The organism is Tolypothrix tenuis PCC 7101, assembly GCF_963874875.1.
GTDB lineage: Bacteria > Cyanobacteriota > Cyanobacteriia > Cyanobacteriales > Nostocaceae > Aulosira > Aulosira tenue.
Genome location: NZ_CAWNJS010000001.1, coordinates 8,119,690 through 8,133,268 on the forward strand (window position 1 = coordinate 8,119,690; position 13,579 = coordinate 8,133,268).

A 13,579-nucleotide genomic window follows, 5' to 3' on the forward strand; every position below is an offset into this window, starting at 1 on the left:
GATAATATGCCGAAAACACTAGAGTAAACATAAATGGTAAGTGAAATATAAATTTGTTAACAACTATTTAAGGAATTTGGCTTCAGGCTCGTGACAGTATAAATAGCAGCTGCCTTGCTGCTTAAGACTGTATACAAGCAGTAGTGGGCGTGGATAGCCAATCCAAGTCAACTACTCAGGGTAAAACTTTTCTCTAATGGTGATTGGCATGACTGAAACACCGATGAATGTGAGGTTTCCTCAAGGACGCACAGCTTTTTTGCTGATTCATGGGATTGGCGAACAAAATCCTTATGAAACTGTAGACTATTTTGCTCAGAACTTCCTCAAATATTTTCAAGGGCAGAATTTACCAACTGAATTAGAACATTTAATTGCTAGGCGTAAACTAGCTAATGGCGGTGCGTGGACAGAAAGCTTTGTTAGGTTAAGTCCTCCTCATAATGAACAAGATTTAATTGATGTTCATGAATATTATTGGGCACCTGATACAGAAAATAAAACCACTGTACCTGAGATATTACAATGGGCGGAACAAACCCTAGATGGGACAATTAAGTTTTACAACCGTAAGGAAAATAAAGATTTATTAGATAAATTACTGGATAACCAACATCGCCAAGGTGTATTTAAATTCCGACTGCGATCGCTGACTTTATTCTTGCGGTTATTTAACTTCCTTTACCCTGGATTACGATTAGCAATTTTGTTAGTTTTGTTATTAACTGGTCCTATGCTCAAAGGACGTTTTTTACAATCAGCATGGAAACTTAGTAAACAACTAATTACGCCACCTTTGGTTAATTTTGTGGGTGATGTTTCTATCTACACTAAAACTAATCCCAAATCACCTTACCAAAGAATTCGTCAGCAAGTAATTACAGATTGTCTAGCTTTGTTGCAACAAATTAGCCAAGACCCGCACGCAAGATACGATCAAGTGATTATTGCGGGACATTCCCTTGGTAGTTGTATTGCTTACGATACCTTAAATCTTCTCTGTATTGAGGCCAGCCTGGATAAGGAATCTAGTGCAAATATGGGTATTGATAAGCTGAAAGGATTAATTACTTTTGGCTCACCTTTAGATAAAATTGCTTTTTTCTTTCGCGAAACTGCAGAGGAACAGCAATATATTAGACAACGTATTTTAGAACACCTTAATTCTTTCCGCGTCAAGCCAGAATTTACGCGCAAAATTTCCTATTTATCGAAAAATCCAGTAACTTGTAAGCTTGAGCAACTCAAATGGGTGAATTATTTTCACTTGAAAGACCCAATTAGCGGTAATCTAGATTACTACGAAAATTTAGAAAATGAGGAAATGACCGATAAAACAAAGTGGGGAACTGATGGTCACTTAATTTACTGGACTAGTATGAAGTTCTATGAGAGCATTACTAATCACTTTTTATATGTCTCAAAAAAATAAGGCAGCAAAAAACCTGACTTTATACTAAAAGTTATTCGTTGGTTGTTAAATAAACCTTAAATAAATTATGGCTACAATGGCGAATCTTCGTTAAGGGAGATTCGCTTTATTGCGAAACTTGCCATTCTCTCTTTTAATCAGTGATGAATAGAAAGCTATTTTTTGGAGGTAGCAATAATGACTCGTTATGATAAGATTTTTAACTCAAAAGAAACCACAGAAGATGTTTTGAATCCAGAAGAAGCTGTAGCCGCGATCGCGGTGATCACTGCGATCGCAGATTCTTCTCTAGAAGATGTAGATGCAGAAAGTTTAGCCAGCGTTCTGTGGGATTTCGAGGTTTTTGACGAATATGCAGAAGAGGAAATCACCGAAATCGTCTATAGATTAATCGACATCGCCGAAACAGATGGACTCGGCGCTTTGTACAATATCGCCAGCGCCGCCTTAGGGGATGATATTGTACTGGATGGGTTTGCGGCTGGTGTCATTGTACTTATAGACGAAGAATTGACGATTCCGCCAGCAAAACAGGCTTATCTAAAAGAATTACAAGCAGCGTTGGATTTAGAAGATGAAGAAGCACAGGAAATTATTCAAGAGGTAATTGCTGCTGTTGAAGAAGGAGAAAATGCTGAGTTTGCAGATGACGAAGCGGAAATTACCTTACCTGAAGACTATCTTGATTCTGTGTATGAATCGCCTTTAGGAAATTTTACAGTTCCCATTCCAGTTAAATCAGAGAATGGAGGGAGAATTCAAAGCCAGGAAGGAGTAGTTGGCTTTTCTGATGACATAGGGACTTTATTACGAATTGATTATTATCCACTTCTCCCGGAATACCTTGAAGATATAGAAACTGTTGGACAGGAAGAATATCTCCAATCAATTTTAGTAGAAAAATATGTACCTCAAGCAATTTATGCTAATGTACCCAATTCGGAAATCAAGTATGCTGAATATTTAGAAGATGCCTTAGATGGTGCTTACTACGTATTAGTTGATATGCCGCAAGGTTCAACAATTTCTAAGCAAGAAAATAACGGCAATGCTAAAAGATTAGATGCCTACCGAGGGTTAATTACCTTTATGAATTCTGATTTTTTATATATAGTCAGCAGTCAGCGCAGCTTCTTGAATGGCGACAAACCTGCACCTTTAGAAGAAGAAATCGAGAACATTAAAGAACAGATTTTAGATTTTGTAGAAAGTATCGAGTTTAATTAGCAAAATTATAGTCATCCCTCTGTAGTGAAAGCAGGGGGATAAGTATTTGGGGAAGGGGTAATTGGTAATTGGTAATTGGTAATTGGTAATTGGTAATTGGTCAATTTTGTAGGGTGGGAACTGCTAATATTTCTTTAAAAAAACAGATTTTGATTGCTTTTTAAGGATTAAATGTTTTTTCTTTGCCTTTCCCCTTTCCCTTTTTTCCCCTTACCCTACAAGTATTGAGAGTGGTTGACAATTTACTAAGAGTGATCGCATTATCCAATGGTCTAAAAATGCGTGGAACGAGCAAGTTCTTCTGTAAGCTGAAATTAGCTCTTTTCTCTATGGGAGAAAATTTATCAGATGTCAAATGATGAATAATTTGGGTGGTTGAGTTGGTAATATGTCAAACTATCATCGGCACGTGTATTAGCCGGATCTGATAAAAACTTGCTATAACCTGTGTGCAGACAGAATCGTCATTTCTCGTTGAATCTCATTGTGAACCCTAAAATATATGGCGCAGCCACTCTCACCTCCTCAAGAACCTTTTGACACTGGGACAGCAACTAAAGGCAAACACAAACTTTCTCCTCGTTTGTTGATACCTTTAGGTTTATTACTCACAGGTATTGGGATTTTCACCTCCTATGTGATTTCCTCGAACTCACAAGCCAATACGCTGCGAGTAACTGGTCGGATTGAAGGTTATGAAACTGATATTGGCGCTAAAGTAGCGGGAAGAATTGAGTCTGTAGCGGTGCGCGAAGGCGATACTGTGCAAAAAAATCAAGTTATTGTCAAGCTAGACGACGCAGAGATCCAAGCTCAACTTAAAGGTGCATTGGCGCGTGTGGATGCGATGCAAAAGCAAGAAGAACAAGCACGCTTGCAAATTAGTATTTTAGAAAGTCAAATTTTAGAAAATCAATTGGTTTTAAAACAGGCTTTGGGAGATGCGAAAGGTCGGATTTTTCAGGCGGAATCATCAGTAGCCTCCAGTCAAGCGCAGCTAAATCAAGCGATCGCCAATGTAGAACAAGCCAAATCTGAGTTGAAATTGGCGCAAATGAACCGCGATCGCTACGCTAGATTGGTAAATCAGGGAGCTGTAACTAGGCAACAATACGATCAAGCGCAAACTAGCTGGGAAACTGCTTTAGCTAACCTCAGATCCCGTCAAGCGGCTGTCGATTCTTTCCGCAAATTAGTCAATTCAGCTCAAGGACAATTAACCCAAGCTCAAAGTTCTGGGTATAACCCCTCCATTCGCAGCACTCAACTCACTGGCTTAACCACGCAATTGGCGCAAACTCGCTTGAAACTCGCCGCTGCACAAGCTGATGTCGCCAATGCTAAAGCCTCTCAGCAGGAAATGAAAGCCAAAATTGCCGACCTCAACGTCATTAGTCCAATTAACGGCGTAGTTGTCAGCCGCAGTGTAGAACCAGGTGCAGTTGTAACCACTGGCAAAACTCTCCTGACAATAATTGATCCCAAGACAGTCTATCTCCGTGGTTTTATTCCCCAAGGCGATATTGGGAAAGTGCGCGTCGGTCAAGAAGCCAAGATATTTCTAGACTCAGCAGTTAAAAAACCCCTGAGTGCTAAGGTTGCTGCTATTGATACTCAAGCATCTTTTACCCCAGAGAATATTTATTTCCAACAAGACCGAGTAAAACAAGTCTTTGGTGTGAAAATTACCATCGACAACCCCGAAGGATTTGCTAAACCAGGAATGCCGGCAGATGGGGAGATTGATATTTCGTTGGAGAAGTAGGGGTTGGGGATTGGGGACTGGGGATTGGGGACTGGGGAGATGAGGGAGATGAGGGAGATAAGGTAGACAAACCCCAATTACCCATTACCAATTACCCATTACCAAATGACAAATGACCAATGACAAATGACAAATGTGTCGTAATTGAAGTGGAGGCTTTACAAAAACGCTACGGCAAATTAGTTGCTGTGAAGGGGATTGATTTTGCTGTCAAGCAGGGAGAGATTTTTGGCTTAATTGGCCCTGATGGTGCGGGAAAAACTACGACATTCCACATTTTGGGTGGGGTGATGGAAGCATCGGCTGGGAATATCCAGATTTTAGGTAAGCCTCCCCGGGATGCACGTTTATCTATTGGTTACCTAACACAGCAATTTTCTTTGTATCTTGACCTCAGCATTGATGAAAATCTCCGTTATAGCGCTGGCTTGCGTGAAGTTCCTGAGAATGTTTTTGTACAGCGTCGCCATAAATACCTGCGATTAATGAGTTTGGAGAAATTTGGCGATCGCTTGGCGGGTCGTCTCTCCGGTGGGATGAAGCAGAAGTTGGCTTTGTGTTGTGCGTTGATTTCTCAACCAGAAATTTTATTGCTAGATGAACCGACGACGGGTGTTGACCCAGTATCGAGGCGGGAATTTTGGGATGTTTTAGCGGCGATTGCGGCGGAAGGTGTGACTGTAGTGGTTGCTACACCTTATCTCGATGAAGCCGAGAGATGCGATCGCATTGCTTTAATGTATGAGGGAGAAATTCAGCAAGTTGGTACGCTTTCCCAGTTGCGAGAAAGTTTAGGTTTACAACGTTTAGAAGTTCGCACCAATCACATAGAAGCAGCAGAGAAAGTATTACATGAAGCTAGCAATAATACCCAAACATCTATTGTCGATATCCAAACTTTTGGCGATAGGTTAGATGTCTTAGCAAAAGACATCGTTACAGCACAAGCCGCAGTCGAGAAAATTTTTACACAAAACAAATTACAACTAGACAATATTCAAGCTGCAGATGCAACCCTAGAAAATGTTTTTGTCACCCGTTTACGTGCATCTGGAAATGACCCAGAATTCCTTCCTTTTCCTCGTACTAAAAAAGGGACTGGGGACTGGGGACTGGGGATAGGTGATAGGGTAAACAATTTTGCTTCTGTGGCAATTGGTGCAAATAACTTACGAAAAGTCTTTGGGGATTTTGTCGCAGTTAAAGGTGTAGATTTAGAAATTCGCTATGGCGAAATTTATGGATTATTAGGAGCAAATGGTGCAGGTAAAACAACTACAATTAAAATTCTCTGCGGACTGCTAGAACCAACATCAGGAAATATTACCTTAGCGGGACAAACTCAAAATTTACGTAGCAGTGCTTTACGACAACGCATTGGTTACATGAGCCAAAAATTTACACTCTACGATGATTTAACTATTATCCAGAATCTCGAATTTTATTGTGGAGTTTACGGCGTACCTAGAAGATTACGCCGCAGAAAAATTGATTGGGTATTGGCGACTTGTGGCTTAGTCGGTAGAGAAAATATGCTTACCGGACAACTTCCAGGAGGTTGGAAGCAACGCGTCGCCTTTGGTGCTTCCGTAATGCATGAACCAGAAATTCTCTTTTTAGACGAACCCACATCAGGAGTAGACCCCTTAGCGCGTCGTCAATTTTGGCGCTTAATTAATGAGTTTGCCAGATCCGGAACAGCAATATTAGTAACAACCCATTATTTAGAAGAAGCCGAACAATGTAACCGCATGGGCTTTATGGTAGCAGGTGAAGTAGTAGTTCAAGGTTCACCCAGCGAAATTAAAGCCGCTCAACCAGGACAATTAATCGAGATAGTCACCGACAAAACGCAAACAGCCTCTAATTTACTGAAAACACAATTAGCAGCTTGGCGAGTCTCAATTTTTGGCGATCGCCTCCACCTAGTTCTCGACTATCCCGACTCCGAAATTCCCCATATTCGCTCAACTCTCGAAAATAATAGTATCAATATTCATTCCCTACGCTCTATCCCCTTCTCCCTCGAAGATGCTTTCATTGGCATAGTACAGCGCATAGGGGGGACTGGGGATTAGGGATTGGGGACTGGGGACTGGGGACTGGGAGATGAGGAAGATGAGAAGAAATTCCCATTACCAATTACCAATTACCAATTACCAAATGAAAAGAATTTTATCTCAATGTCGCAAAGAATTAGCACAATTTAGGCGCGATCGCCTTTCTTTAGCGCTGGCGTTTCTTTTACCATTAATCACCTTAATTATTTTTGGTTTTGTGATTCGTCTGGAATCGAAAAATATTCCGTTATTTATCCAAGATTTCGATAACAGTCCTCTCAGTCGTAGCTATATTGAGCGCTTATTTGCTACTAATCAATTTGAACCTATTCAAAATTCTAGTTTTCCTTTTTTTCCTGCAAAGGAAAGTCCAGAAATTCGCAATCCTCAAACAGCCATTGATCAAGGATTAGCGAAAGCTTCTATCGTCATTCCTCCAGATTTTAGCCGTCGCATCAAATCAGGTTTAAGTACTGATGTTCAAGTCTTAGTAGATGGAACTGATGTAAATAATGCCCGAATTATTAAAAACAGTATTCAAGCCACCACAATATTTTTCTTAAGAGATTCTGGTTTGCAATCTGCATTTGATAAAATCATTACTCATATCCGCCTGTGGTTCAATCCCGGTAGAAAAGAATCCTTGTATATCGTACCTGGTATTTATGCCGTTATTTTGTGGATTTATCCCTCATTATTAACAGCAGTTGCTATGGTACGCGAAAAAGAAAAAGGTACAATCTTACAAGTTTATGCCTCTAGTCTCACTGCCGAAGAATTACTTTTAGGCAAAGGTTTAGCTTTTCTACTAATTGGTATCTGCATAGCCATAGTTATTATGCTGATCAGTGCTATCATTTGGCAATTATCTTGGGTAGTAGAGCCAACTTCTTTATTAATAGGAACGCTACTATTTTTAATAGATAGTGTCATGTTTGGTTTATTAATTGGCGTGCGAGTCCCTAACCAAAATGCTGCGGTTCAAGCTGTAGCCTTATTAGGCTTTCTCACAGCTTTACTACTATCAGGATTTATTTATCCTCTCAGCAACATACCATTTCCACTCTCACTATTTTCTGCAATCATTCCCGCCAGATACTATATTACAATTACCCGTGATGCCTACGTGCGCGGTACTGGCTGGGTAGGTATTTGGTTTTCTATAGTAATGCTAATTATTTTAGGATTATTATTATTTAATGTTGCACGTCGCATTTTAAAGCGAATGCAACTTTCAGATTAGCTCACACTACCGATTAGCAGAATTAATGTATAAACAACCTGGTGAGTTTCCACAACGGATGAACAATGATAACTACAGATGCAAAAAAACTTATTTTGCTTCTAGAATGCAAGCAACCCTGCATTCATCAAATGCTAGTGAATAAGTATTCAATCCACTATATAAAGGTGAATTAGCTATGCATAGTATTAAATTAAAAAAGCGTATTGGTGCAGATGGAGTTTTACATTTAGATATCCCAGTGGGGATAACAGATAAAGAAGTGGAAATTATGGTGATTTATCAAACACTAGAAACACAAACTCAGCTAAAAACACCAGAGCAAAGAGGCTGGATGCCTGGCTTTTTTGAAGAGGTAATTGGTGGTTGGGTTGGAGAACCGCTAGAACGACCATCCCAGGGAGATTATGAAATTAGGGAGCAGCTATTTTGACTTATCTGCTCGATTCAAATGTTTGTATCCGCTTAATCAATAACAGTAGTCTGGTGGTAACAAATCGGCTGGCATCCTTACAACCAGAAGATATTGTAATTTCTACGATTACCCTATTAGAACTTTATTATGGTGCTTACCGTAGCATTCAACTGGAGAGAAATTTAGCAATATTACAACGTTTTTTTAGTCAGTTTAATATCATACATTTAGATTCAGCCGCCGCAGTCATAGCGGGGAGACTAAGGGCAGAATTGGCTGCGAGTGGTACCCCGATTGGCCCCTATGATGTACAAATTGCTGCTATTGCAATGGCGAATAATTTAATTTTGGTCACGCATAATACGCGGGAATTTGGGCGAGTGAATGGGTTGCAGATTGAGGATTGGGAGGAAGAGAGTTGATGAAAGATAGAGAAGAAGTTAACTTTGACTCTGGGATTGGTGATTCAAATCCATTAGCGGCAATCAATTCGATTTCAAAAATCAACTCTTCCCCATCACCAAATCCTCCTAACTTTACCTAAATATGAACTGGATTCAAACCTTATTTAATAGCCGATTCTGGAGTTTAGCAACTAAAGAATTTCGCCAAATATTACGGAGTCGAGAAACATTAGTATTATTAATTATCCCTCCAACAATCCAAATGCTACTTTATGGATTTGCACTCAATCCAGATGTGCATTATTTGAAGTTAGGAGTAGTCGATTATGCAAACACCTATGAAAGTAGAGAATTAGTTTCCGTTTTAACAGTCAATAAAGTCTTTACCTTAGAAGAATATCTATACAATGTTCAAGATTTAGGAGAACAGGTACGCCAAGGAAAAATCACCGCAGGTTTAATTATCCCGCCAGATTTTAAACGGAATTTAGCAGAAGATAAGTCTGGCGAAGTGCAGATTTTAATTGACGCAGTTGACGCAAATACAGCAGGTATCGCCCAAGGTTATCTCAATCAGATGATAAATCAATTTGGTCGCCGCTTATCATCTAATCAAGCCCCGCCATTAATTACTCCCCAAACCACTTTTCTTTATAATCCGGGATTAAAAAGTAGTTGGTTTTTCATCCCAGGAGTTTTAGGATTAGTTTTAACTCTAATTAGTTCTTTAGTCTCTTCAATCACAGTTGTGAGAGAAAAAGATACAGGAACACTAGAACAATTATTAATGACTCCTGCAGAAGCCTGGGAGATTTTATTGGCTAAAATTGTGCCTTTATTTGTGTTACTAATGGGCGATGTAATTTTAGCTTTAAGTATAGGAAAGTTAGTTTTTAGTGTCCCTTTTCGCGGAAATTTTCTACTGTTCTTAGCCCTATCAGGACTATATTTATTTGTCGGAATTGGTATTGGAATCATGCTAGCTACAGTTTGCCGTACCCAGCAGCAAGTTGTGCTGACATCATTTTTTATTAATTTACCCTTGATTCAACTTTCTGGTGCCATTTCCCCGATAGAAAGTATGCCCATTTTCTTTAAGTATGTATCTCTACTAGATCCCTTGCGCCATTATATAGAAATTGTGCGCGGCATACTGCTCAAAGGCGTAGGATTAGAAGTACTTTGGTGGAATGCGATCGCACTTTTTCTCTTCGCTACATTACTCTTATCCATCAGCATCAATCAATTCCGCCGCCAACTGAGTTAATGGTTATAGCATCAAGTCAAAATCGCCCCACCCATTAACCTTTCATACCTATACTTCAACTCTTCCTTCATTAAATACCAACGCTCTAAAGTTGCATCTATTTCAATCACTTTCTCTGCTGCTTGTCGCGCTAATATCAAAACTTCCTCATCTTCCACCAAACTCGCTAGGGTAAAATCAGGCACACCCGATTGACGAGTTCCCAAAACTTCCCCAGGGCCGCGAAAACGCATATCCATTTCCGAGATAAAAAAGCCGTCCTGGGACTGTTCCATCACTTTTAGCCGTTGTTGTGCGTCAGGACTTCTGGAACTACTCATTAACAAACAATAGGACTGCGCCGCACCACGCCCAACCCTTCCCCGCAATTGATGCAGTTGTGATAAACCAAATCGCTCTGCATTTTCAATGAGCATTACAGTCGCATTCGGCACATCTACGCCTACTTCTACAACGGTAGTTGAAACCAAAATTTGCGTCTTGTTCTCGCGGAATTTGGTAATTGCTTCGTCCTTCTCGGCGGAAGTCATGCGACCATGAAGCAACCCGACTTGAAACTCCGGAAAAACGCTTTCTTGTAGCTTTTGATGCTCATCAACAGCTGAACGCAAATCCAGTTTTTCTGATTCTTCCACCAACGGCAAAACTACGTAAATTTGCCTTCCTTGGGCAATTTCTCGCCGCATCAGGTCGTAAGCATGGCTGCGTTGCTGACCTGTCAGCATTGTAGTTTGAATCTTTTGCCGTCCTGGTGGTAACTCATCAATTTGGCTAACATCCATATCTCCGTGTATTGTCAATGCCAATGTCCGGGGAATGGGAGTAGCTGTCATTGTTAATACATGAGGTTGTTCGCCTTTTTGCTGCAATCTTGCCCTTTGTTGCACCCCAAAGCGATGTTGTTCGTCAATTACTGCTAACCCCAGTTGCCTAAAGTTTACCGGGTCTTGAATCAAGGCGTGAGTGCCAACTAATAAAGGTAATTCTCCTGTTTCTAGCTGGGCATGAATTTGTCGCCGCTTCACAGTTTTTGTTGAGCCTGTCAGTAATTCTACTGGTAAATGCAGCAGGTTAAACCAACTTACTAACTTGCGGTAATGCTGTTCTGCTAACACCTCAGTGGGAGCCATCAGCGCCGCTTGGTAGCCAGATTGAATCGCTGCTAAAATAGCCACCACAGCCACCACAGTTTTCCCAGAACCGACATCACCTTGCACCAACCGATTCATCGGTGCAGGTTTTTGTAAGTCGTTGAGAATATCGTTAATAACTCGCTGCTGCGCGCCAGTGAGCTTAAAAGGGATAATTTCGTAGAATTTCTCTAATAGCTGACCTTTAGGAGCGAGAATAGCGCTAGTTTGGATTTGTTTAGCTTGATGTTGCCGTTGCAATAAACTCAATTGCAAATAGAAAAACTCGTCAAAAACCAGGCGACGACGGGCAACTTGCAGAGAAGCACTATCTGGGGGAAAGTGAATATTAGCGATCGCATCTTTCAATTCGATCAAGCCGTATTTATCTCGCAAACCACTGGGTAAGGGGTCTTTGAGATTTGCCGCTGCGGGTAAAGCAGCTATCACTGCTTGCCTGACCATATTCGCCGCTATACCCTCAGTTAAGGCATAAATTGGCACAACGCGACCAATGGTCAAAGAATCAATCGTATCACCAGGATTTCCTAACACTTCTAATTCCGGATTATCCAGCGTCAAGCCGTATTTGCTGGCTTTCACCAATCCGCAAGCTGCAATCACACTACCCACCGGATAGCGCCGTTTTAAACTTTCTTGCCAAGCGCGACTGGTAAACCTTGCACCCGCCGAAAAGCGACTGACTTTGATTTGTCCGGTGTTATCCTTCAGTATCAGTTCTAAAATGGATAATTTCTGATTTTTCGGACTATTAAAACAGTTGCAGCGCTTCACTGTCGCGACTATTGTCACCGTTTCACCCGCTTGCAACTCGCGTATATTTACCTGACGTGCATAGTCAATATGGTCACGGGGATAGTAATAAAGTAAGTCGCGTACAGTATACACACCCAAACGCGCCAAATTATCAGCTTTTCTAATGCCGATTTCTGGTAAATCGCTGAGTTTTTGGTCAATTTTGGGTGCTAGTCTCCGACTCACTTCAGCCACAATCGGCGTTGTCGGCTGTTGTTTTTTCGATTGATAATTTCTCTGCTGCGCCTCAGCTACCCCATTATTTTCTGGTGGCTTACCGCTATCTTGCTGTAATTGATACAGATACCTGCGTGTTTCTGCTACTAAATGTTGCCTATCTTCCAAGCCCAAATGAGAATATTTTGCAAATTGCAGCGCTAATTCTTGCCAGCGACGGCGTTCAGTTGTGGGTAACCCAATAGGAAACTTGCCCAGAGTCAAACTGAGAAATTCACTAAAGCGATATTGCCTACCCATCAAATCTGTAAAACCGTGTTCCGCCTCTACAGCTAAGGCTTTTTGCAATCTTATCCAATCGGGTGTTTCATTAGTCATGGGGCATTGGGCATGGGGACTGGGGACTGGGGACTGGGGATTGGGGACTAGGGATATGGGGAAGCAAGGGAAGAAATTCTCATTACCAATTACCCATTACCAATTACCAAACACCAAAACTAATCATCATCCCAAATTGCACGCCATGCGGCTTCTGCTTCGGCAATTGAGCGTTCTCGCTGCTTTTTTTGATAATCTTGCCCTAGTTTCTTGAGCTGAATTAAGGTGTTACGAATTTGTCGGCGTGCAGATGAGAGTTTGGCATCAGCAAATTCAATTTCTCCTAGTCGCAGGTTAATAGCCATAACTTTTGTCAGGCTAGATTCTTCTGCATCCTGCTCATTTGGGATTTCAATGACCACGTTTAATAAGTTAGGTGGCCCAGGCATAACTTCGGCAGATGCTTCTGATGCCGCCGCAGCTACTTCTAAAATCGGTTCAGGTATTTTGTTAGGTAAAATATTGACTTTTTGCAGGGCAGCATTAGCATCATGAGAAACTTTTTTGAGTGTATGTTGAGTTAGCTTCTCTAGGCTTTGTTGCCATACTAGTAACTGCATCGGATTAGAAGGGTCGGTCAATTTCAAAGTAGAGATTTGGGATTTTGCATTGCGATGACCACCCGCATCAATCTTATCTACCTCATCTTCCTCATCGCCCACCCTATCGGGAAACTGCTTCGCATCTACCTCATCCCCATCATCCCCCTCATCTACCTCATCCCCATCATCCCCCTCATCTACCTCATCTACCTCATCCCCTTCATCTACCTCATCTCCCTCATCCTCCTCATCCACCGCTACCGCATTCTGATTTTCTTCACTACTAACAATAGCCAGTAATTGCTCACCAGCTTGCTTACCTAATTTGCGGATGGCTTGTTGCAAATTGTGCCGTTGATTCAATGACAAGCTCAAGAACTTTTCGGGATAACCCTGGGTACACAGGTGATAAGTTGCCAGAATCAACTGCTGACGAACAGCTTGCCCTAACAGGTCTAAGTAAATAGCATAAGATTTTTGCAGTTCTGTGGCGATCGCAGCGATCGCTTCTTTCAGCAATGCAATATCCCGATCAATTCGCTCGATTGCTCTAGCCATATCTTCTCTTAATTACCCATCTAATCCCGATTATGGTACAAATGTACGAATCTATTTTAAATGAAATATTTTTAGGATTTAAGATTTTCTCGAAAGTATAGCAAATCTACTCTAAATAAAATTCTCGGTTAAAGGGGAAGGGGCAAAGGGAAATAAAATACCTTT

General features: G+C 41.1%; 10 protein-coding genes. 8 read left to right on the top strand and 2 right to left on the bottom strand.

All coding sequences use genetic code 11. The features are described 5' to 3' along the window. Positions 1 to 208 precede the first annotated feature (208 nt). From AACU25_RS32010 to AACU25_RS32045, 8 genes are all read left to right on the top strand, one after another. Positions 209 to 1,432, top strand: coding sequence for an alpha/beta hydrolase family protein (locus AACU25_RS32010; RefSeq protein WP_096584344.1), 1,224 nt, complete (start codon positions 209 to 211; stop codon positions 1,430 to 1,432). A 177-nt stretch (positions 1,433 to 1,609) separates the two neighbouring features. Next, the gene (locus tag AACU25_RS32015; RefSeq protein WP_096582605.1) at positions 1,610 to 2,659 is read left to right on the top strand and encodes a tellurite resistance TerB family protein; all 1,050 of its coding nucleotides are present in this window, start codon (positions 1,610 to 1,612) and stop codon (positions 2,657 to 2,659) included. A gap of 502 nt (positions 2,660 to 3,161) precedes the next feature. Continuing rightward, on the top strand, positions 3,162 to 4,424 hold the full coding sequence (locus AACU25_RS32020) for an HlyD family secretion protein (RefSeq protein ID WP_096582607.1): 1,263 nt from the start codon (positions 3,162 to 3,164) through the stop codon (positions 4,422 to 4,424). A gap of 119 nt (positions 4,425 to 4,543) precedes the next feature. Then, entirely contained in the window at positions 4,544 to 6,502 is a 1,959-nt protein-coding gene (locus tag AACU25_RS32025) for an ATP-binding cassette domain-containing protein (protein ID WP_096582609.1), read from the top strand. An 85-nt stretch (positions 6,503 to 6,587) separates the two neighbouring features. Next, on the top strand, positions 6,588 to 7,727 hold the full coding sequence (locus AACU25_RS32030) for an ABC transporter permease (protein WP_096584347.1): 1,140 nt from the start codon (positions 6,588 to 6,590) through the stop codon (positions 7,725 to 7,727). Between the two features lie 178 nt (positions 7,728 to 7,905). Continuing rightward, a complete protein-coding gene (locus tag AACU25_RS32035) occupies positions 7,906 to 8,160 on the top strand; it encodes a hypothetical protein (protein ID WP_096582611.1) in 255 nt (84 codons plus the stop codon). Continuing rightward, a complete protein-coding gene (gene vapC / locus AACU25_RS32040) occupies positions 8,157 to 8,564 on the top strand; it encodes a type II toxin-antitoxin system tRNA(fMet)-specific endonuclease VapC (protein ID WP_096582613.1) in 408 nt (135 codons plus the stop codon). The genes AACU25_RS32035 and vapC overlap by 4 nt, the downstream gene beginning before the upstream one ends. A gap of 124 nt (positions 8,565 to 8,688) precedes the next feature. Further along, positions 8,689 to 9,813 carry an ABC transporter permease gene (locus tag AACU25_RS32045; protein WP_096582615.1) on the top strand — a complete coding sequence of 375 codons (1,125 nt, stop codon included), beginning with the start codon at positions 8,689 to 8,691 and terminating at the stop codon, positions 9,811 to 9,813. An 11-nt stretch (positions 9,814 to 9,824) separates the two neighbouring features. Here the strand turns inward: AACU25_RS32045 and recG are convergent, their stop codons facing one another. Both recG and AACU25_RS32055 read right to left on the bottom strand, forming a co-directional pair. Then, the gene (recG, locus tag AACU25_RS32050) at positions 9,825 to 12,314 is read right to left on the bottom strand and encodes an ATP-dependent DNA helicase RecG (protein WP_096582617.1); all 2,490 of its coding nucleotides are present in this window, start codon (positions 12,312 to 12,314) and stop codon (positions 9,825 to 9,827) included. Positions 12,315 to 12,433: 119 nt separating this feature from the next. Beyond that, a complete protein-coding gene (locus AACU25_RS32055; protein ID WP_096582619.1) occupies positions 12,434 to 13,414 on the bottom strand; it encodes a hypothetical protein in 981 nt (326 codons plus the stop codon). Positions 13,415 to 13,579 lie beyond the last annotated feature (165 nt).